The sequence below is a fragment of the Mariniflexile sp. AS56 genome, from assembly GCF_030552475.1.
Classification (GTDB): domain Bacteria; phylum Bacteroidota; class Bacteroidia; order Flavobacteriales; family Flavobacteriaceae; genus Mariniflexile.
The window spans coordinates 244115-266879 of sequence record NZ_JAUPED010000006.1 but is presented as its reverse complement, the minus strand read 5'-3'; the positions used below and the strand labels follow the sequence as shown (position 1 = coordinate 266879).

The window sequence follows — 22765 nt, the reverse complement described above, 5'->3', positions numbered from 1 at the left end:
TTAAAAACATGGTTTTAATAACTCGTTATTAATTGACAATGCTATTAATTTGTGACCAACCTTCTACCTCATCATTCTCTTGAACTGCACCTGGCGTGCTTCTTCCATCCAAAATTATTTTCTTTAAAGCCGTTTTTAATTGTATCACTTTTTTAGGATATTCAGCAATTAAGTTTTTAGTTTCACCAATATCATCCTTTAAATTAAATAATTGCATTGGCGGCAAGTCCATCTTATTCTTTCTGATATATCTTGGTCTTGGATCACTCCATCCACCAGATCCTGGACAAAAAGAGAGTTTCCAATTTCCCTGTCTGATAGCGAACATACCATCAATTGAATGATGGACTATGTACTCTCGAATATCTTTATCATTTTCACCTGTAATAAGACTTAACATACTGAAGCTATCTTCACCTTCTGTGTCCTTCAATTTGTAACCTGTAATTTCTGCACAAGTAGCAAAAAAATCTGTAGTACAAATCATGTTATCAAAACTTGTTTTTTTCAATGCTTTAGCTGGCCATTCAATTATAAAAGGAACGCGATGACCTCCTTCATAAATATCTGCCTTATACCCACGAAACACAGAACTTGGATAATGATTAAATGTAGCTAAGTCTTTAAAGTCTGCTTTAGGTGAGCAACCATTATCACTCGTAAATACAACAAGTGTATTTGCTGAAATTCCCTTTTGAACAAGGATCTCACGAACCTGACGAACAACATCATCCACCTGCATTACAAAATCTCCATAAATGTTAGTATTACTTTTCCCTAAAAACTTTTCTGTAGGTAATATAGGTGTATGTGGTGCAGGTAATGGAAGGTATAAAAAGAACGGCTTTTCTGCTTTAGCGTTTTTATCAATATAATTAACTGCTTTATTTGTTATATTTTGCAAGACATCATTGTGAGAAAAATCATTGGATGTTAAACCATTTCTCCACATTTTCATACCTTTTGATTTTGTGTATTTTGTTGGCACTATTGTAGGTGTACCATTTTCTACATATACATAAGGTGGCATATCCAGTGAACCGCAAAAACCAAAAGCATAGTCGAAACCATGAGAATTTGGACCATTTTGAATAGGCTTACTAAAATCGACTGTGTTACCATTTACTTTTTTAATATTACTCTCAACATTTTCATTCTCTTTTAATGACCAATCCCAACCCAAATGCCATTTTCCTATAAAAGCTGTATTGTACCCTTGCTTTTTCAGCATTTCTGCTATGGTTATACGCTCTTGTTTTATGAGAGACTTTGAATATCCATTCAAAACACTTTTTTTCAACTTAGATCGCCAATTATATCGACCCGTTAATATCCCATATCTAGTGGGTGTACATACTGATGATGACGTGTGTGCATCCGTAAATACGGCTCCATTTTTTGACATTTCATCAAGATTTGGAGTTGATATTTTTCCTAATGGGTTAAAATATTGTACATCTCCATAGCCTAAATCATCAGCCAATATATATATAATATTTGGCGACTTAATCTTGGGTGTTTTTTCTTGTGCATTTATAATTGAAGTTGACACAACAAATAAAATGGCTAATAAAATTTTAATATTCTTTTTCATTATATTTATTTTGATAATTTGTTCATAATCGCTCAGAGTCATTTATTTCCAATCTTCTATTTTCAAAAAATACCCTGCCGTTGGGTCTTCATCATGACAAGCCAAAAACAAATACTCTGGTTTCCCATCTTTCCATAAAATATTAGGACGTTCACTTCTAGCTAATTCTCGATTAAAATAATGGGTGTTGGTGTTGTATCCTATTTCAGGTCTTTTCCAATGTATTCCGTCTTTTGATTTGTAAATTAATCCTGGACGTTTTCCTCCTAGTTCTTTTTTCCCTAAAGATTTAGAGTTTCCTTCCAAAGCACTTTTTACATCCATTCGATCTTCAACAATTAAATAGTACATTCCTTTGTAATAAAAAGCATAAGGATCTTCTATATCTAACCCTAAATCGGCATAAGATATTAGTGGATTATTTTTGTAGTTTTCATAAGGACCTTCTAAATTATCACTTATTGCCAAGGAAATTTCTCTAAACTGATTCGGTTTGTACTTATCCGTTACAGACTTATAATAGATTCTGTATTGTCCATCCTCATCTACCAAAAAAGTTGGGTTGGAAGCATGGATAATAGGAGCTCCGTCCATAATTCCTGATGCTTTTATAATTGGATTGTGCGGGCTTTCAATCCATGACTGATCTAAAGATTTAGTAGTTGCAATTCCAATTTGTTGAGCTATTCTTGGCGTTGTTCTGTCCTTTATCAAATAAACCATAACATAGCTATCTCCTACTTTTGACACTTGTGGATTGTGATAGGTTGCTGATGGACTCGAAAACGTAGTATCAACAAATTGATAGGGACCTTCAGGAGCATCTGCTACAAAATGAACAATTTTACTGTCTTTTATCCAACGACCACTATTAGGAATGGTAGACATAAAAACGTGTAGTTTTCCTTTTTCATCGTAAATAGGTGCCATTCCCCAATTCCACCAACCTTCTTCTGCTGACAGAATAAATTTTTCAGGCACTAATGATTGACTAAAAGAAGATTCTTTAATTGTTAAATCCTTTTTGCACGCAAACAGCATCAATAAAACGACTGAACTAATTACTGTTTTTAAATAAGGTCTTATTTGTTTACTATCCATATTTATTTCATAAGTTATTTATAAAATTGATAACTTTGTTACTTTCGAAAACCCTTGTCCCATAGTAAGGCCATAAAGTCGTCTCACCCTATAGTGCTTCAACTTCTGTAAAATAAGCCCCTCCCATTTTTCCTTCCTTCGTATAGAGATATGTAATAAGTTCCGTTTTTCCTATTGGGAGTTCCAACTCAAAAACAGCACCTTTACTTCCAGGATCGACCACTATTTCCTGCTCATTTCCCGCTATTTGTATTTTAGCACGTACCGCCTCAATCACTTGATCTACTTCTTTAGGAAGTTGGCGAAGCGTAATACGATATAGACCTGCTTCTTTCACATTAACCATCCATGGCCCTGTAACTGAGGGCAATTTTTTGATTGAATTAAAATTCCATGGTGGGTTTCCTTTTGGCAAGTACCAATCTTGCGAACACAAGATTATAGGATTCTCATCCGAATTTCCAAGATCAATAGAAACAGGTGTCATACGTGGTGAAACTGATTTCCAAAACGATGGATACAATTTTCGTAAATCTTCTACTTTTTTCGGATTAGAGGAAGAGATATCTTTTCTTTGACTAGGGTCTTTTTGAATGTCATATAATTCTGTTCCGTTGATTAGTCGCCAGTTATCCTTCATTATGCATGTATGCTCCCACGCTTTTGGTGAACCATCGAAATATGGTCCTCCTTGAAATTGAACAATTAGATGTTCTCTCTTCTTAGTAGTATCTGAATTATTTAAAATTGGTTTGAAAGATATTCCATCAGGATTGTGCGAGTCTGAAATTGGTATTTCGCATAAATCAGCCAATGTCGGCAATACATCGATATGAGCTGTAAGTGCATCAACATCTTTCCCTCCCTGAAGTCCTCCTGCAGGCCAATAAATGAAGAATGGTACATGATGACCTCCTTCATAAACCGAAGATTTCTTACCCCGCATACCAGCATTATACCCCTTTAATGCTTCTGAATCCAGTCCTTTAAAGCTTCCTCCTTTTGCAGTACCATTATCAGTCATAAACACCAAAATAGTGTTTTCAGCTATTCCAAAATCGGCAAGTTTATCCCTAAGAACACCTAGATTATAATCAAAATTGGAGATCATACCATAGAATTCAGGCCCCCATTTCCAATCAGCTTTTTCCTTGTAAGGTTCACTCCATTCCTTACCAACAATATAAGGTCCATGCGGTGCGTTGGTAGCCAAATAGAGTAGAAATGGCTCTTCTTTGTTCTTATCTACAAAATCAATGGCTTCTTTAAACCATACATCGGTACAATACCCCTCAAATTTTTCAAATTTTCCATTTCTTTCATAGGTATCATCAAAATAATCATTACCCCAATAATCCGAAGCTTGACCAACTCCTCCGCATCTATGCCAAGTTACATCCTGAAACCCTCTATCTTGTGGTCGATGTGGGGCGTTATCTCCAAGGTGCCATTTCCCAACCATTCCGGTAGTATACCCGTTTTCTGAAAACACATTCGCTATCGTTTTCTCATCGGTATGTAACATGGTACGTCCACTACTAGTACGGTATGCTCCAGTTCTGCCTGGGTAACGTCCAGTCATAAGCGCCGCTCTTGATGGTGTACAAAATGGACTTACATGAAAATTGGTAAGTCTTACCGACTCACTATGTAATTTATCCAGATTAGGTGTTTTTAAAATCGGATTTCCAAGACATGCCAAATCTCCATACCCCTGATCATCGGTCATAATCAGAATTACATTAGGTTTTTTAGCCTTTAGTTCACTAACTTCCTTTTTTTCTTTAACTGAATACCATGCTCCAAGTGCTATTACCACTACAATCACTATCCCTTTATTTAGAATCATTTGATATATTTTATTTATTTTCATTTAATCTCAGATTTTCTTTGGAAAATTCTTTAAATTAAATATTGAAGCCAATTTTATTTTCTTATTTTTTAATGATTTTTTTGTTAATTATTTGCCCTTTTATCTTAAACTTGCCTATGTAAATACCCGTTTTTAACTCAGAAACATCAAAACTATTGGTAATGGCGTTAAATGATTTTACAATTCTTCCGTTTAGATCATAAATAATCGTTTTATCAGATATTTGGTTTGTTTCAAATTTTTCTGAAATAGGGTTACCGTATAACTTAAAATTGTTTGATATGGATATGTCATCTACTGAAAGATTTCCACTAGCTCCTGAACACGTATCTAAGGATACACTATTAATTGTTTTTCCTCCACCATTATCATCTTGCCCATAAACAACAACGTGATAGCTTTTTGTAAGATCAAAGCCTCCTGAAATTACACCCGAAGCTTCTTCTACTCCAGCTATTAAGTAACTCCATGCGCCATTTTCACCAATCTTAATTGTAACTTCTGTAGGTACATTGCCATTAACAAATTGTACGTTTGTTCCTGAAACATCTAGATTAGCAACTGTGCTTGCATTTGTAAAGTTAAGACCTCGCGTTGTTGCTCCTAAATCTAAGGTTAAATTTACTCCAAGACTATATACACTTGTATCACTCCCAAATGGATTTATACCGTTATAACCAACTGGATCTAAGCCTTGATAATTTTCCAAATCTGTATCTGTACTTACAAGTCCGAAGGATAAATTATGTGCTCCAGTATCAGATATAACTTCTGTATTGTAATTTACCGTTAAAACAAAACCTTCTTCTGATTGAAACGACTCCGTAGAATAGAGTATTGCTCTACGCCAATATTGTGAAGCACTACTAAAAGTATATGCTTCTGAAACTTGACCATCATTTGAAAGTTCCCAAGATGCTGAACTGATAGTTTTCATAGTTAAATCAAGAAATTGAGGTGCTACAACATTAATAGCCACCGTAGTATAAGTTGTATTAAAACCATCGCTTAATGTCAACTCTAATTCATATAAACCTGAACATTCCGTAGCACCATCTAAACTCCAAACATTTGGAGCTAATTCTTGTAATGTTACCCATGCAGCATCACCTACTATTTCTAAAATTAAATCATCTCCATCAAAATCTTCAAAATCTACGCCACGGGTTAGGCTAAATCCAAGCTCTTCGAATTTAGAAAGATCAACCTCGATTGGATTTGATATCCAAACAGGAGTTCCATCGCCCGGATCTGTCAAATCACTAACACCTTCATTAACTTGTAATACGACATCTCTAACTCCACTAAAACTATTAACATCTGTAGCTTCTAATTCAAAGTTATGCAACGTCTCTGAATCCTCATTAGGTATCCCACTCAATATCCAATGTCCAGGATTTTGCGGGTCTTCACTAATAGTTAACCATGATGGGGCATTTGTAATTAATGACATTGTAATATCATCGCCTTCCGGATCCCAAAAATCTATTTCTTCCATAAGAGTATGGTAGTAAGCTTGCCCTATATAAGCTGGCGGTAAGATTGTATATGCTTTTGCCCAGTTTGGGGTGTCTGGATATTGGTATTTAGCTAAATAATCATCTATTGCTTTTAGCAAATCAAAAGCCCAAGGCCTATATTCTATATGGTCCCCAGTTAGGGTAGTAAAAGAACCTGACCAAACCATTGAACCTCCAGCGTTTAACGCTTCCCATGTCCACCGCACTATATCATCTTCTTCCCATCCTGGATTAGGTCCAGTTCCCCAAGCAGTTGTAGATAATTTAGAGTGAAAATTTCCTATAATTTTATCATCCCAAGTCCAACCTCCTCCTTCGTGCACATAGCCGTTAGTTTCCATGATACGAGTAATATGATTATAATTTCTGTCATATGCTCCATTTTCTTTATTTCCATGATCTGTATTTCCTCCATATGCATGTCCAAAAGTATAATCTTCAAATCGTACAGCTGGTGCAAAAGGGAAACTATTGTAATTTACAGAGCTACGACCAATATTGTAACAAACGGCAAGGTTTGGATTACCTGCACGAGCTGCGTTTGAAAAGGCTTGATAAATTCTTTGCTCCTCTATAATACCACTGGTAGCATTATCGCCTCCAATTGAGGATACTGTAGATGCGGCATCAAACTGATAAGAACTAAAGTGTTTGTTATACCTCAAAGAATAATCTTTTATAACAAACTCGGCATAACAAAACATATACTTTCTATCTGGAAATGTAGCTGTTGCATCTTCATACTGCTGAGTATTTGTATTCCAAATACCTGTATGATAAGGTTGACTATTAATAAAAGCTTGTGCTTCGGGATCAGTGTCACACCATTCTTTCCAACGACTTACTATTTCATTATAGTCTTCACCACTCACTCCCAACATATTTTTACTGTTAGTATATCCCAAAACTTTATAACCTCTGGCTTTAATTGCTAATATCTCATCAAGATAAAAGTCATCATCTGGTGTATCTGAATTTAAATCTCCCCAAGCAGGTGTAATCAAATCAATAGGGGCTGCATTACCATCTGCGCCTTCTAGAGCAAGTCTTTCTAGTAATTTATGTTGAACAGCGTGAAGAGGAGATTGTGTTGCTCCAGAATTATATCCTGTTGGTCCTGTTAAATCAACAGTTCTGAGTAATTTATCTGGATCTGTAACCAAAGACACATTTGCAGACCAATTGCCTCGCTTATCCAATGCACGTTCTCCTGGAGCGTATTGCTTTTCTAATTTTATGGATTGAATTGACTTTTCTAGACCATTATCACCTTGTGCATAAACGACCATGTGATAACTTTTACTCAAATCAATCGCTTCTGTTATGGCTCCAGAGGCTTCATAAACATCATTGATGTAGTAGGACCAAAAGCCACCTTCCCCAATCTCAATGAAAATCTTGGTGGTTTCTCCAGCAACAAACTGTGCCCTAGTTCCAGATTCATCCAATGTCATACGTTCCGTTCCATCGGTAAAATTTAACCCTCTTGCTGTTTCATCACCAACAGTTGTAAGATTGACTCCAATACTGTAAACTGATTCATCTGCTCTAAAAGGGTTAAATCCTGTATAGGTAGATAGGTCCGTTTCATCACTGATTAAACCAAAAGAAAAATTATGTCCAGCAATATCTCCTATTGACCCTGTGGTATATTCAATCGTTAGCTTAAATCCATCTTCAGATTTGTAGGCTGATGTAGAATACAATAATGCTCTATTTTGAGTATTAGATCCATTATTGTTATACACAAAATCTCCACTTGATGAGTTACTCCAAGTTGCTCCTCCTTCTATAGACTTTATTTCGTTTGACGATGTTTCATCGAAAAACACTTGAGCTTGAATTATATTGTTTAATAAAAACATAAAACAGAATATTGTGATATTTTTTTTTATGCTAACCATAATAATTTTATTGTTTCTAAGTTGAAAACTTAGGCTTCTCGTCCACAAATATTTGATTTCCTGCTTTTACTTTTATTAGCATAAATCCAAAAGATTTAGACACTACTTTCCTTATGCTTATTGCACATAATGCTTTTAAACTTGAGTATTCGAGATATGTTTTTAAGTTTTAAAATCTAATAAATTTAAAAGATAACACCTGATAAACTTTTACTCTAATCGTGCTTTACGTTTGGGCGATTCAGACAAGTTGATTAGAGTAACCTAAAAGCCTTGAAATTTAAAGGGTTTACATGAGTTAGTTGCTCATATCAATCATTATTTTATTATTAATTCTGAAGGTTATACGCTATGGCTTTTTTAAATATTGAACTATAATATGATTTTGACTCTATGCCAATTTCTAACAAGGCATCTACTGTTATTAAGTTATTATCCTGCCCGATAATTAAGCTGACCGAATTAATTAACAACATTAACATAAGACGGATATTCTATTTTATAATTATCTTTTCTGTATTGATTGTATTACCTGTTTTTATCATCAGGAAATAAATACCTGAAGGAATATTAATTACATTCACTTTTAGGTGTTGTTCAGTGCTGCTATAGTTTTTTTGAATTAAACGCCTACCGTCACAGGTATATAATTCGAGTTTAATACTATTAATTAACTTATTGGTAAACAATACATTTAACTCCTTGTTATTAATAGGGTTTGGGTAAATGAACATATTTTTATCAGAAGCATTATCTATCGATGTAATACTTAATGCATCCAAAGTAGACAAAAGGTTTAAACCAACTTTTCTGAATGCACCAACATCATCGGTTACTTTAAAAGCAACATTTTGAAATTCGAAATTAGTAGTTGCAGTACCAGAAATTACACCATCAGTAGAAAGTGATAATCCATCAGGAAGTGGTGCACTTGATATAAGCTCCCAAGTATAATTACCTGTACCTCCAAGCGCAATTAATTGATAACTAAATGCTTCATTTACTACAACTTTAGGAATGGATTTAGTTCCAATTAAGAGATCACTATCTGGAACATAATTAAATGTTTCAGACATATGCGCCAATTCTTTTATAAGATCATGACCTATTTCAATTGCAGTTTCAAGTTGTGTTTGTGTCCAAGTTCCTCTTCTTGTTGGTAAATTATTTGGGATGGGTAATTCCGTTCCCATGGAAGATGCAATCATCATTGAAGCATTCATATAAACAAGTGGATCTGAAATGTGTATGGCATCATCAGAAGCAATGAAATTTGAAAAGGTTTCATTTAATCTCCCCATACCTACTGTAAGTGGAATTGTTTTCCAACCTCTAAAGTGATAGTTATACCATAAAGCAGCACAAACTTCATTATTAAGAGCATTTGCTGTTGAAGTAATACCACTGGCGCTATCAAAACCTTTTATCCAGTCGAAAACAAGAGGTATCATGTTTGCTTGATTTGAATTGATAATATCCTGAGCATCAGCATCAGGATCACTTCCTCCAACATATAAAAACACACCTAAATCAGCATTCTCTGCAAAAAGAGTTGCTCTAAGAGCTGTATCATCAACAGTCCAATCTCTTGTATTAAATACTTGCTTACTCAATTTTCTTTCTGTAGCTGTAAACGAATTACCAATAATGGTATTAAGTCTATCTTTTGTAAAATCATGAGTACTAGTTCCTTTGTAAAAGTATTTAACCTCATTATTAAATGGTGCACTTGCAATATTAAGATTACGATAGACCACAGCTCCATCATTCTCATAACTGGTACTATAATGGTTAACCGTTTTGTGAGTATCTACAGCAGTTGTAGCGTAATTAGCTAGTTGAGTGATTCTGGTGTTTGATAATGTGTATTGAGAAGCTGGGTTTATATTGGTATGTTCATAAGTGGGTACGTAATTAGCATCAGCTGCATCTAAATCTGTAATTTTTCTATAAATAGCACTTGCACTTATCATAGCCTGTTCAGCTCTTTCGTCACCAACTTTTCTTCCTTGTAAACCAGCCTCATCTATAGCATAACCTGCGGGAATCACTTCTATTCCATTTCCATTTGCTGCGCGATAGGTAAACTCTCCTAATTGATTAACATCAGTAACATAAGATGAGTAATTCATCATTAACATAGGCGTACCTCCAGCTTCCAGAATGGGTTGTGTAAACTGTTTACAGGCCTCATACATGATTTCTGGGTAGGTATAAGCCTGCTCTGAATCAAAGAAGATCACATATTTATAACCGCCATTAATAATCATAGATTTGACACTTGCAAACTGAGGATCATAGTAAATATCTACCAGTGAGTTAGCATAACCTTCACTATTAACGTCCACTTGCATATCAGAATAGTTATCTGTAAGTGATAACAGTCCTTGTAAATATTCTGCTATGTATTCCATAGTGAGATCTGAATTACTCATCTGAATCAATTGATCATAATAAGTCTCATTACCAGTAGAAGGGAAAACACCATTTTGCGAATCACGCTGTGCCGCGTGTATTAATAAAATATCTTTATTTTCTTCTTGTGAGAAAAAAGAGAAACTTACAAACAGAAGAATAATTAATAAAAATGATTTCATATTTGTTTTTTAGTCAATCTATTTCAGAAAAGCACTTTCCCTTTAATAGTTCTCTGTTGAGAAAAGGCAAAGAAAGTAAGCATGTGGTTATAATGTTTCTCCTAAATTTAGTTTTTTAGCTTTATGTTAATTATTTATTGAATAAAGTTTATTTTACACCACTAGTGTCTTTGGAATAATGATTCGTATTTTTCATAACCATTATATTTTACACCATCACTTTTCCAATGATTTAACTGTATATCATAAAGCTTTCTCATTTTATCTAGCTGAATTTTATGTTCTGATAGTTTAGCTATATTCACCATTTCATAAGGGTCATTTTCTATATCGAAAAGTTCCTCTATAGGATAAATCCCCTTCCCTTCTTCTTTATAATACCAATACACATATTTATATTGGTTATCCATAACTGTTAAGCAATGTGTCGCTTTTGGTCCCCAAACTTGAACAATGGGAAGTGATGCTCTTACTTGCTTCTTTGGATCTTCTACAATGGGAACTAAACTTTTTCCATCGTATATAGATGGAATAGCAACACCTGCATAATCAAGTATTGTTGCAGTTATATCTACATTACCTGATAAAGATGCCGTTTTTACAGCTTTATTTTTTTGACGTGGATCAACTATTATAAGCGGCGTTCTAGCGCCTTCCTCGTAAGGAAGCACTTTAGAACCTAAGCCATGTGAGCCGTTAAAGTATCCATTATCAGAAGAAAAAATTATGATGGTATTATCATCTATATTCAATTTTTTTAGTTCTGCTAAAACCATGCCTATAGAATAATCTACACCATAAATTAGCTGATTGTATTTTCGTAGAGCTTTTTGGTATGTATCTTCTTTATCATATCCCCATGTCTCAAATCTTGGGTATTGCCTTCCCATTCTAGATTGTTTTGCAAGGTGTTTACCTGCTTCTCTTCCGTAATTAGGTAATTTTCTAAAAACTGTATTTTCATAAACAGAATCAAAAACTGGGTCTGGTTCTGCTGGTTTATGAGGTGCCTTGAAATAGACACTCATACAAAAAGGTTGCTCCTTGTCCAAAGACCCCTTTATAAAATCGATAGTGGCAGCTCCATAAGCTCGACTACTATGCGGATAATCTATAGCGTATTTAGCCATCGATTCATTCTCGATGGTTTTATAGGACGTTTGTCCAGGGCTGCCTCCCCAAAAATCGAAATCTGCTTTCGCTACTTCACCTTCATCTTTCCAACCTTCGTTAGTGTCGGAAACAGAAAAACCAAACTTGCCAGCGAAACCAACTCGATAACCTTCTTTTTTTAACAATACAGGATACGACGTAGACCATTGTTTTGTACCTAAAGAACCATGATCAAAATTACATCCTGTTTTATACTCGTATTGCCCTGTCATGACATTCGCTCTACTAGCCATACAAATTGCTGTAGTATTGTAGTGACGTTGAAATAATACCCCATTATCTGCTAAAACATCTAGATTTGGCGTTTTTACATCTGGATTCCCGAAGTCTCTTTGAGTATCATAAGATTGATCATCGGTAAAAAAGAAAATGATATTTGGCTTTTTTTCTTTTTGCTTTTGAGCGTTACAAGATTGTAAACTTAAAAGCCAAAATGACATTACAATGAATAAAATATTTTTATATTTCATTATTTCTTCTTTTTAGTTTCGTATGCTTTAAATTGTGCATTAATAACATCAGTTGAAGGGCAATCGATAGGTGTTACTCCTATTGCGTCTCCAATCTTTTTTGCAACTTGAATTCCTTGTAAACGTGAACCTTCTGCTTTATAATGAACGTCTCCTGCTTTTACACCATGTTCCTTTAAAATAGGTGTTGAAAATGTAAATAAATCATTTACAATAACTTCTGGATATTCATTCATTACTTTTGATGCTACGTTATTGTATTTTATAGAATCACCTGCAAATCTGCCATCTGCACCTTCTGGTACTGGAGTTGTTGTCGCAAATATTAACTTTGCTTTTGGATACGTGGTTTTAAGGTAGTTGATAATCTTATGCAAATTCTCTTCATAAATTTTCAAAGTTGAAACTTGTGTTCCGTTTTTCTTATCTAATTTATTATCCGCCAAATATTTTAAATCGTGTAATCCAACATTAAAATGAATGGCATCCCATTCAAAATCCCAACCTCCTTTTAAAAAAGGCTCAAACATTTTTTTCCTCATTACTTCCATTCGAGTAATAAAATAATCGCTTGATTGCCCATTTGTGTGCAAACGATACACACAAGCTTTGTCCTTTAAAGACGCTCTAACATATTCTGTATATCCTATAGAAACAGAATCTCCATAAATAAATACTTTTGGCAAACTAGCAATAGGTTCTATATATCTAAATTGGTAACGCGTTTTAGTAAATTTACCCAAACTTTCCCAAGCATTTTTACATACATCACAAGTGTTATTTACTACCTGACTTAAAAGCTTAGTGGGCACACAGGATGCTAAACCAAATAATCCCATTAATTTGATAGCATTTCTTCTTTTCATATTATTTTTTAGTTTTTTAAACCTAACTTATTATAGTTTATAACTATGTTAAAGAAACACCCTCAGCGTATATAGCTCTGAAGGTGTTACTTTTTTTGTATTATAAATAGTAAACTTTAGAATGAAAAACATCCTAATTTAGGTAATTGATCTTCAGTTAAACTTGAGTTTACATCAAAATTACCGCAATTACCAACAACACTCGTATCCCAACCTGATAAATCTTGACTGAAATTTGTAGCAGCATTGAACATACTAGTCATATCTGTAGCAGAAGAAACTGTCCAACCCGAAATATCTTGATTAAATGTTGATGCCTGAAGAAAACATGAGGCAAAACCAGTAACATTAGAGACATCCCAACCGCTAATATCAACATTAAAAGCAGCTGCCTGTCTAAACATTTGCCCAAAACTAGTAGCACTAGAAACGTCCCAATTGCTTATATCACCATTAAAAGCATCCGCTCTTCTAAACATTTGTCCAAATTCAGTAACATTAGAAACATCCCAATTGCTTATATCACTATTAAAAGCTGAGGCATTAAAAAACATTCTATACAAAGTAGTAACTGAAGAAACATCCCAAGTGCTAATATCTCCATTAAAAGCAAAACAATTTCTAAAAGTTGAATGCATAGAGGTAACTTGAGAAACATTCCAACCCGTTAAATCACCATTAAAAGCACGTGCGTTAAAAAACATGAGTTGCATATTGGTTGTACTTCCTATTAAAGGATTGTCTGTTGCTGTAAACTCTACTAAATTATCGCAAAATTGAAACGCTCCTGGTTGACTTCCAAAATACATAAAACCCCATTTTTTAACATCAACTAAATTAGATGAACTAGCTCCATTTTGAGCAAAATTAAACCCTTTAATTAAGCCTTTTATAGTAATGGTTTTTAAACCCGCATCAGCAAAAGTATGCTGTGCATCTGGATCATCAAAAGAGGTTATGGCTACGTCATCTGCTGGATCTCCAGTATTCTCCCAATTAATAGTAAAATTATAGTCTGTATCATCTCCTACATATAAAGGCAGTATAATGGTATCTCCTGCTTCAACGTTCCATACTGTTATAAATTCAGAATTTGTAGTATCAACAATAATATCAATAAAAAAAGTACCTTCTTTAGATTTACCCTCAAGAAATGCCACATAATTTACAATGATACGGTCGTATCTAGTAGGATCAAAAGCATTAATATCATTTATAGTAATAACACCTGTGGTACTTATCTCAATAGCATTATCTACAGATTGGTCTATAAGTTCAAAAGTAAAACCATCTAAACCTGCTGCTTCTATTGTTGGTTCCTCTAAAGTTTCTTCTGCAAGTAAATCAAAAACCCCTTCTTCTAGTGTACCGGAAGCAACTCTTTTTATTACACCGATATGGTCTCCCTGTACAGCTGTTCCGGTTTGTGTGTAAATAGCATCAATATCAAGAATAATTAAATTTGTTTTAGGTATTTCTAGCTCGCAAGCCACAATAACTAAACAAAAAAACGATAATATTATTTTTTTTAGCATTTCTTTATATTTTAAATTTTTTAATAAATTTATATTTAATTTTTTATAATCTAAACAACACACCTAGTGTATATTCGGGTTGTAGTGCTGTAAAAGTTAAAAAATTATTTACATCGTTATCTAAATATTTTTGATTATCTGTACCCGTTAAGTTAGAAACACTCGCATTAAAGGTTACATGTTTACCAAAGTTATATTGAGCATTTAATCCAAATACCGCGTTTCCAACCGTATACTGAGTTATATCTTGACCTATATTACCAAAACTTCCAAGACGGCTTAAATAATTACTTCTATAAGACCCTGTAGCTCTAAAGGTAAAACCATATTTTTGGTAATATAAAATTGCTTTTGCACTATATTTTGATGTTCCAGGTAAGCCTAGTGGTGATTCAATTCCTTGGTTTGTTACAAATTCACTTTCTGAATAGGTAAAGTTAGCAGAAAGGCCGAAACCATTAAAAAAACCTGGTAAAAAACTAAAATCTTGATTAAACCCTGCTTCAAACCCGTACACCTGAGCATTGGATGCATTATTTACAGGTTGCCTAATATCAACCAAGGTATTCTCAAATCCTTCAGGAGCTACAATACCTATTTGATCTACACTAGGAAATGGTTGATTCAACAGTCGTATTATACTCGAGTTATTTCTAATATCTCTATAAAAGCCACCCACTGTAAAAATACCTCCATTTTTAGTATAATAACTTAAAGCAGTATTAAAAGACCAAGCTGTTCTAGGAACTAAAGCAGCATTTCCTGCTGTAATTGTGTTACGAAATTCAGGATCATTAGGACTATAGTTTTCAGAATTAGGGTCTAATAGTTCTGATTCTGGATCTATCAATCTAATTGTATTGTTAGGTAGTAAATCTCTAACTCTAGGTCTTGATAATCTTTTACTAGCAGCTAATCGAAATTTTAACTTTTGAGTTAAATCAACCGTCCCATTAAAACTTGGCAAGAAATTTGTGGTGGTATTATCTGTTACAAGGTATTGAGAAAAACCAGTATCCGCAGTCTCTGAATCATCTATAGGATCATAAAACTCAATCGATGAAAATCCTGAAGATGCATTATCATATTTAACAACTGATGACGAAAACCTAAAAACTGATTTACGACCAAAAATTTTAGTAATCCACCTTATATCCAAATATGCTTTAAGGTTACTTTCTACAATCTGATACGATCTACTTGGATCAAATCCAACGTTATCCGTTTCTCCTGGAATTTCTGAAAGATGTTTGTCAAAATTTAAAACTTCTCCTCCATTATAATTACGAAATTCAGGATCTGCTTGAAAAAGTGCAAAACCCGAACTAGCTAGCCAATTATCTAAACCAGTACCTCCTTCTAAGAAAACGCCATCTGTTCTATCCTCTTGAGAAATAAAATCTGCATAAAGCTGTAACTGCTCAGCAGTAAGCCCAGTAGTACCATTTTCTTTTACAAAAGTATTTGAGTTTACTAAAAATCGTCTAGATTGAGTATCGCTATAATCATAAGTTACACCAGCATTCACTCTAAAGTTCCTATTTAATTTATAATCTGCAGTTATTGAAGCCTGATATTTATTTCCTATATTTTTTGTTATGCCATTTCCTATATTTGGAACGCCATCAGCATAGACATTACTATCATATATATTAGGATATCCAAAGGATGGTTTTTCTCCTCTTACATCTAACGATAAATCTTGAGGATTAAATCCATCGAAATCCTGGTTGTATATTATAGTTCCAGCATTTACTACCTGACCAACAAAATCAATAGAAGAATAAGATACATCTGCAGCTAAGTTTAATTTTTTATTTGCATTGTATCTAACGTTTAACCCCCCTAAGCCACTCTTTGTTGTATTCTTAGTCTGACTTGTTCTACTTCTTATAAAATAATTAGCATTTTCAGCACCATCTAAGTCAAAATATGTTAAATGAGATCCATTAAAAGCAAGGGCATCTGGTGCCCATAATGTGTTCTCGCCATAAAAACCATTAAAAAACGTTTGCAAAGCATCTCTTTGAGAATCAATCTGTAAACTAGTGTATGTATAATCCAACATAATATCTAGTTTCTTATTTGGTTTATATTGAATACCAAATGACGATGCTATTCTTTCATTTATTCTTTTATTTATAGTAGCACCACCATTAGCAGGTCCAAAATGCGTGCCATCAATAGCAGCATAAAAAGTATCAACCCCTTCATCATACACTCCGTTATCATTTGTATCAATTCTATAATCTCTAGGTGTTTGAATTCCTAGACCATATGAATTTTGAACGGTTATCTCACTTGATTGTAAAAAAGTAATAAATGCACCAAGTTTATCAGTAATTTCACCTCCAAATGCCATTGAATTTCTACTTCCAAATTCTGGTTTATCACTAGTGGCTGTTGTTCTAGAAGCTAACACACCAAAAAGTTTTTTTCCTCCTTTGTAACGCATATCTAAAGGTCTGATAGTATTAAAGTTTACATTTCCTCCAATACCACCACTACTTCCTGCGCCACCAGTTTTATTAACAGTAGCACCACTAATAATTTCTGTTGGTAAAACATCTAAGTTAAACTGTCTTAAACCACTATACCCATCATCTCCTGCTGAAAGTGGAGACCTTCCATTAATCGTTACCTCTACAAATTCTGGCCCTAAACCTTGTATAGAAATTCTATCTCCCCCAGTTCCATCTATATTTCTTTCTACTTGAACACCCGCAACGCGCTCTAAAGCATCTGCAGTATTATTATCTGAAAAGGTACCAATGTCTTCTGATGTAATAGATTCTATGATATCATCCGAATTTCTTTTATCTTTTATAGCTTCTAATTGAGATGCTCTTAACCCTGCTATAACAACAACTTCACCTAATGAATTTATACTTTCTTCCATTTGGATGTTTAAAACTTCTGTATCTACAGTTACAATTTTTGTTTTAAAGCCTATATAACTAAATTCTAACTGATTGCCAGTTCCTTTTAATTCTAAAAAATATTCACCATCAAAATCTGAAACAGTTCCATTTTTAGTTCCTTTTTCTATAACATTTACACCAATTAATACTTGACCTTCTTTATCAACAATTTTACCTTTTACGGTTTTTTGTTGTGCAAATGCAAAAAGAGTATTCATCACTATCAAGATAAATAATATGCTTGTTTTTTTTCTCATTATATATTTAGTTTAGTTTAGTTTTTTTATGTTTCATTGTTACTTAATAAATGAAAGGTTTACTAGAAACAACTTTTAGTATTCAATTTTTAAAACGTATCCATTTGGATTTACTTCTTTTTCATTCAATTGTACCTCTAATCCATGACTCGTTTGCTTCCAAGTTAATTCTGAACTATCACCTAACAAGGTAACACTTCCTATTGTTGCTAAATTTTCTTTGGTTAAACTTTCGATAATCACTTTTTCGTTGTCCTTTGGATATGCCAATGCTATAGCATAAAGCGTGTTTTCTTTTTGAGTAAACCAAAAATCTTGTGGTGTAAATTCAAATTTTAAATCGCCCTTCTTTGCTCTATCATGTGTTCCGTTCATTTCAATTTTAGTTGGACCTTCATGAGTTACTTTCCATTTTCTGGTATTATAAATAGCCTCACCATTAACTGCTAACCATTTACCCACTTCTAACAGGTTATCTACAGATTCTTGAGGAACTTCACCAGATGCCTTTGGGCCTATATTCAACATGTAATTCCCGCCTTTACTAACAATTTCTGTTAACCAAAACATTAATTCTTTTACAGATTTCCAATCGTTATCATAAGACTTATAACCCCAAGAATTATTTGTTGTTCCAACGGTTTGCCACGGCTTAGTAATAGCTAAATGATCATTAGGGATTTTATTATCTCCCGGTATGTCAAAATCTCCTAAATCATTACCAACTCTAGAATTCACCAGTAAATTAGGTTGTAAATCGTAAGCTATTTTGTAAAACTCATGACTTTGTTCTGGAGTTACATAATGTGGATAATCGTACCATAATGTGGTCATATCAGGAAATTTGGTTAGTATTTCTTTTACCTGCGGATACGCTTTATTTTCTAAATATTCTGTAAACGTATTTGGGCTTGGATCCCAAGTATTAACACCTGCTTTACGTTTTACTCTATCGTGCATCTCTCCTCCAGAAGCGATATACTCCGAAAGACCACAATCGTTCCCATCCATCCAATCGATGTTATGTGAGTAATACAATCCAAAATCAACACCATACTTTTTACAAGCATCATACAATTCCTTAACTATATCTTTAGGATATGGACTTGCATCTGTTATATCATATTTGCTTACTTCAGAATCATACATAGCAAAACCATCATGGTGCTTAGAGGTAATTACCAAATACTTCATACCAGCATCTTTTGCTAATTTTGCAATGGCATCTGCATCAAACTCCGTTGGATTGAATTCGGTTGCTAATTGTGCATATTCATCTCTTGGAATTTGAGCTCCAAATTGTATCCACTCTGCCACTCTTGGGCCTTTTAACTCTTCCATCTTTTTCCCTTTCCAAATACCTCCAGGAATTGAGTATAAACCCCAATGAATAAACATGCCATACTTTGCATCGTTAAAAGCTTCTTTAGCAACGTCTTTTGATGCATTCATCTCTTCATAAGTTAACTCTAGGTTTTGCTCTACAGTCTCCTTTTGCTTTTGTTTACAACTCATAATGGCAAAAACCAATAGAAGTGATACTATTTTTTTTGAATGTTTCATTAAAATCATATTTATAATTATGAATAAATAACCCTATAAATTAGGATTTATTTTTTCCTGCTTTTTTTACGGCATTTCTTACTATAGATGTACAACTAGCTCTTGGTTCTGTTGGCAGTGTTGCTTTCCAATTATTTATCATCGTTAATAATTCTTTGGCTTTTTCAGGATTCTCTTCTGCTAGATTATTTTCTTCTTTCCAATCTTCTTTTTCATTAAATAACTCATACTTTTCTCCGGTTACATCAACAACCAATTTCCAATCACCATCTCTAACTCCAAGTGTAGGCCAAGTATATTCTTCTTTTGAACCACCTCGCCATTCCCAAAAAATGGGTTTGCTTCTATTAAAATCTTTTCCTTTAAAAGCAGAAAGCATACTCTCTCCGTCTGGTTTATAATCTGTAGGCATTTGAATATTTGCTACTTCAAAAAACGTCGGTAATAAATCTACAGCAGTTACTACAGAAGTTTTGTCTTCTACACCCGCGGCTATTACTTTTGGCCATTTGGCAACAAAAGGCACACGAATACCACCTGCAAATAAAGATCTTTTTTGCCCTTTTAAACCTCCTGTTTCGCCAACAGAATAGTATTTTCCTAATCCTTCTGGATCATCTTTTCTGTGTATTTTTTCTTTTTCGGAACCTTCCCATTCTGGACCATTATCTGTTGAAAATACTACAAGTGTGTTTTCATCTAGATTTAACTCTTTTAAAAGCTTATTGATTCTTCCAACTGCTTCATCACCTTCTGCTATAACGGAAGCATACACTTGTTTTTGTTCATCCAAATTTCCAAATTGATCCATAAATTTTTCTAAAGGATAATGAGCTGTATGTGCTTCATGTAACCAAAGATTAATAAAGAATGGTTTGTCTTTGTTTTCTTTAATAAATTTTTCAGCATAATCTACACCAACAGATCCTGCATGTGGAATATCTATAGTTTTCGAACCATTGAACGTTGCATATTCGTCGTAACCATAATCTGTTTCAACAGGTGAATCTTTTGATCTCCATCCTAAATGCCATTTACCAAAATGACCTGTTACGTAGCCAGCATCCTGAAAATATTTAGGAAACGACATGTCCGTTGGGTCCATCCAATCTGGCATACCTCGTTTTTCATGTGCTTTCCAGCCTTGAAAATGTTGATGAATGGATTGTCTTGCCGGAAATTGCCCCGTCATAACCGCCACTCTACTTGGTGAACAAACTGGACTATTTACCGTGAAATTAGCAAAGTCCATACCATCGCTAATCATTTTATCAATATGAGGTGTTTCTACCCAGGTACTACCATGTGCACTTATATCACCATAGCCCCAATCATCTGCAAAAATGAAAATGATGTTAGGTTTATCAACTTGTTGTTGGGCCTTTGATGAACTACAACCTACTGATATTAGGATGAATAATAATGCGATTAATTTTGTTTTCATGTGTCTATTTTATTTGTTTTTTATGGGTCACATGGTGATTCCATGTGGTCATTATATTTGTTATAGAAATCTAGTTATGGAAGGTTCATATTAATTATTTATAGTATTTACTTTTTTAAAAATTTATTGAAAAATGTTTTTCCATCGTTAGTTAAAAACTTAATAATGTACATTCCTGTGCTTAACTCAGAAACACTTAAACTAGTTGACCCAGATTTGTCATTCTTTAAAAGCTTACCTCTTATGTCGTAAACCTCAATTAATTGTGGCTCTATATTAAAAGAAATATTACCCGATGTTGGGTTAGGGAATAATTTAAGTGCATACTTATTGTCTTGATATATATCTTCCACAGATAATGAACTAGCATTAACATTCATGTTAACTAACCTACTAGATCCTCCAAATGCATCACTAACTTTTAAATAAAATTCATATTCTGTATCAGTAGTTTCATTAGGCGTCCCGCTTAATGTCCACACCCCGGACTCTGTTTCTATAATAGTTAACCATGTTGGAAAACTATCTAGAGTTAAAAGTGATGTAATTATATCACCTTCTGGATCCCAAAAATCGATATCTTGAACTAATCTATGTGAATATGGTTCTCCTATAGTTGCATCTGGTAAAACTGTATGTTGTCTTGCCCAGTTTGGTGCTCCTGGTAATTGAAATTCTTTAAAATAAGTGTCTGTTAATGACAATTGGGTAAGCGCATATGGTTGAATAGTAAGAACAGGAGAATTAAGTAAATTTGTTCTTATTAGAGGTGTACCCCAAAGAATAGATCCTGCATTAATTATCCCTACACGGTTCCATTCCACAAATTGCTCATCCGTTAAACATGGTGTATTACCTGCATTCCATGCAGTAGTACTTAATTTTGGAAAAAAACGTCCCACCACATTATCATTCCAAGCTCTAGTATCACCAGTAAATGGATGCCCAGTATTATCTTGCATAAATTCGCATATTCCAAAATTCCTGTCATACAAACTAGTTGTTTCTACCATGTTGCCAGCACCACCAAATGGATGACCAAAGCAATAATCGTCAAAATAAGTTGCTGTTGTAAATGGTGCAGCTGCCGTACCTACACTATTATTAAATGCAATAGCCGCATTTGGGTTTCCTGCATGCACAGCATTTGCGAAAGCTTCATATATTCTCTGATCATTAATGTCTTCGGAAGCAGGATTATCACCACATTCTTCCTCCATAACATTATCAGCAGAATCAAAACCCCAAGCATCAATAAGATCTCCATAGCGTATCGCATACTCTTTTAAAACAAATTCTGCATAACAAAACATATAAGGCCTCCTGCTATGTACACCATCAAAATGATAAGATTTACTATTAATAAAAGTCTGAACCGTTGGATCTGTATCGCAGTAATTTTTCCAACGTTCTGATACATTCGGAAAATAATTAGATATTCTTGTTTCATCACGTGCTAGTAAATTATATGAATTAACATAGACCATTGTTTTTAAACCTGCTCCTTTAATGGCTTTTAGCCAGCTTAAAAAAGGATCCGAACCAGAAGAAGCTCTAGGAACAATTAAATTAATGGGGTTTCCATTCGAATCTGTATCTCCTTCCCAAAAACTTTCTAAAAGTGTGCTTGGAGCACTATGAGATGGAGAATAAATATTTGATTCGGTTAAATGAACTTGAATATAATCAATAGTTCTAATATCTTTTAAATTTTCGAGGTATGATTGGATTGAAACATCTTCAATAAGACCACTATAAAAATTTTCAGGCTTCCAATTTAAACCCCAACTACCAAGCATCCAATCGGCACGCTTACCTTGATTGGGATCTGGCACTTGAGCTTTTACCTCATATACTCCAAATAATAAGCAAAAAAGTATGAGCAAGAAATTACTCTTGGTCATATAAATTGATGCTTTTTCTTTGATTCTCATTATTAATTAGTTA

The 22765-nt window shown here is 33.9% G+C and carries 12 protein-coding genes; all 12 read right to left on the bottom strand.

What is annotated here, in order from left to right; translation table 11 throughout:
- Positions 1 to 28: 28 nt before the first annotated feature.
- Complete coding sequence (locus tag Q5N74_RS09685; RefSeq protein ID WP_304388586.1) at positions 29 to 1594, bottom strand: arylsulfatase; 1566 nt, start codon at positions 1592 to 1594, stop codon at positions 29 to 31.
- 42 nt (positions 1595 to 1636) lie between these two features.
- Positions 1637 to 2695, bottom strand: a complete 1059-nt coding sequence (locus tag Q5N74_RS09680) for a glycoside hydrolase family protein (RefSeq protein ID WP_304388585.1) — start codon at positions 2693 to 2695, stop codon at positions 1637 to 1639.
- Between the two features lie 88 nt (positions 2696 to 2783).
- On the bottom strand, positions 2784 to 4568 hold the full coding sequence (locus Q5N74_RS09675; protein WP_304388584.1) for an arylsulfatase: 1785 nt from the start codon (positions 4566 to 4568) through the stop codon (positions 2784 to 2786).
- 61 nt (positions 4569 to 4629) lie between these two features.
- On the bottom strand, positions 4630 to 7953 hold the full coding sequence (locus Q5N74_RS09670) for a T9SS type A sorting domain-containing protein (protein WP_304388583.1): 3324 nt from the start codon (positions 7951 to 7953) through the stop codon (positions 4630 to 4632).
- Between the two features lie 533 nt (positions 7954 to 8486).
- Complete coding sequence (locus Q5N74_RS09665) at positions 8487 to 10589, bottom strand: T9SS type A sorting domain-containing protein (RefSeq protein WP_304388582.1); 2103 nt, start codon at positions 10587 to 10589, stop codon at positions 8487 to 8489.
- Positions 10590 to 10750: 161 nt separating this feature from the next.
- Positions 10751 to 12232, bottom strand: a complete 1482-nt coding sequence (locus tag Q5N74_RS09660; protein ID WP_304388581.1) for a sulfatase — start codon at positions 12230 to 12232, stop codon at positions 10751 to 10753.
- Positions 12232 to 13098: an SGNH/GDSL hydrolase family protein gene (locus Q5N74_RS09655; RefSeq protein ID WP_304388580.1), complete on the bottom strand. Its 867-nt coding sequence runs from the start codon at positions 13096 to 13098 to the stop codon at positions 12232 to 12234. The genes Q5N74_RS09660 and Q5N74_RS09655 overlap by 1 nt, the downstream gene beginning before the upstream one ends.
- A gap of 116 nt (positions 13099 to 13214) precedes the next feature.
- A complete protein-coding gene (locus tag Q5N74_RS09650; protein WP_304388579.1) occupies positions 13215 to 14633 on the bottom strand; it encodes a BspA family leucine-rich repeat surface protein in 1419 nt (472 codons plus the stop codon).
- A gap of 43 nt (positions 14634 to 14676) precedes the next feature.
- Positions 14677 to 17811 (bottom strand): TonB-dependent receptor, encoded by a 3135-nt coding sequence (locus Q5N74_RS09645; protein WP_304388578.1) that lies wholly within the window; start codon positions 17809 to 17811, stop codon positions 14677 to 14679.
- Positions 17812 to 17886: 75 nt separating this feature from the next.
- Positions 17887 to 19374 (bottom strand): alpha-L-fucosidase, encoded by a 1488-nt coding sequence (locus Q5N74_RS09640; RefSeq protein WP_304388577.1) that lies wholly within the window; start codon positions 19372 to 19374, stop codon positions 17887 to 17889.
- Between the two features lie 40 nt (positions 19375 to 19414).
- Positions 19415 to 20818 carry a sulfatase gene (locus tag Q5N74_RS09635; RefSeq protein ID WP_304388576.1) on the bottom strand — a complete coding sequence of 468 codons (1404 nt, stop codon included), beginning with the start codon at positions 20816 to 20818 and terminating at the stop codon, positions 19415 to 19417.
- Positions 20819 to 20925: 107 nt separating this feature from the next.
- Positions 20926 to 22752, bottom strand: coding sequence for a T9SS type A sorting domain-containing protein (locus Q5N74_RS09630; RefSeq protein ID WP_304388575.1), 1827 nt, complete (start codon positions 22750 to 22752; stop codon positions 20926 to 20928).
- Between the last annotated feature and the right edge of the window lie 13 nt (positions 22753 to 22765).

Bases quoted from the DNA above. Each gene is read 5' to 3' on its own strand.
- Q5N74_RS09640 (WP_304388577.1), bottom strand. From the start codon at position 19,374: ATGAAACATTCAAAAAAAATAGTATCACTTCTATTGGTTTTTGCCATT.
- Q5N74_RS09655 (WP_304388580.1), bottom strand. From the start codon at position 13,098: ATGAAAAGAAGAAATGCTATCAAATTAATGGGATTATTTGGTTTAGCA.
- Q5N74_RS09685 (WP_304388586.1), bottom strand. From the start codon at position 1,594: ATGAAAAAGAATATTAAAATTTTATTAGCCATTTTATTTGTTGTGTCA.
- Q5N74_RS09660 (WP_304388581.1), bottom strand. From the start codon at position 12,232: ATGAAATATAAAAATATTTTATTCATTGTAATGTCATTTTGGCTTTTA.
- Q5N74_RS09675 (WP_304388584.1), bottom strand. From the start codon at position 4,568: ATGAAAATAAATAAAATATATCAAATGATTCTAAATAAAGGGATAGTG.
- Q5N74_RS09630 (WP_304388575.1), bottom strand. From the start codon at position 22,752: ATGAGAATCAAAGAAAAAGCATCAATTTATATGACCAAGAGTAATTTC.
- Q5N74_RS09670 (WP_304388583.1), bottom strand. From the start codon at position 7,953: ATGTTTTTATTAAACAATATAATTCAAGCTCAAGTGTTTTTCGATGAA.
- Q5N74_RS09645 (WP_304388578.1), bottom strand. From the start codon at position 17,811: ATGAGAAAAAAAACAAGCATATTATTTATCTTGATAGTGATGAATACT.
- Q5N74_RS09650 (WP_304388579.1), bottom strand. From the start codon at position 14,633: ATGCTAAAAAAAATAATATTATCGTTTTTTTGTTTAGTTATTGTGGCT.
- Q5N74_RS09680 (WP_304388585.1), bottom strand. From the start codon at position 2,695: ATGGATAGTAAACAAATAAGACCTTATTTAAAAACAGTAATTAGTTCA.
- Q5N74_RS09665 (WP_304388582.1), bottom strand. From the start codon at position 10,589: ATGAAATCATTTTTATTAATTATTCTTCTGTTTGTAAGTTTCTCTTTT.
- Q5N74_RS09635 (WP_304388576.1), bottom strand. From the start codon at position 20,818: ATGAAAACAAAATTAATCGCATTATTATTCATCCTAATATCAGTAGGT.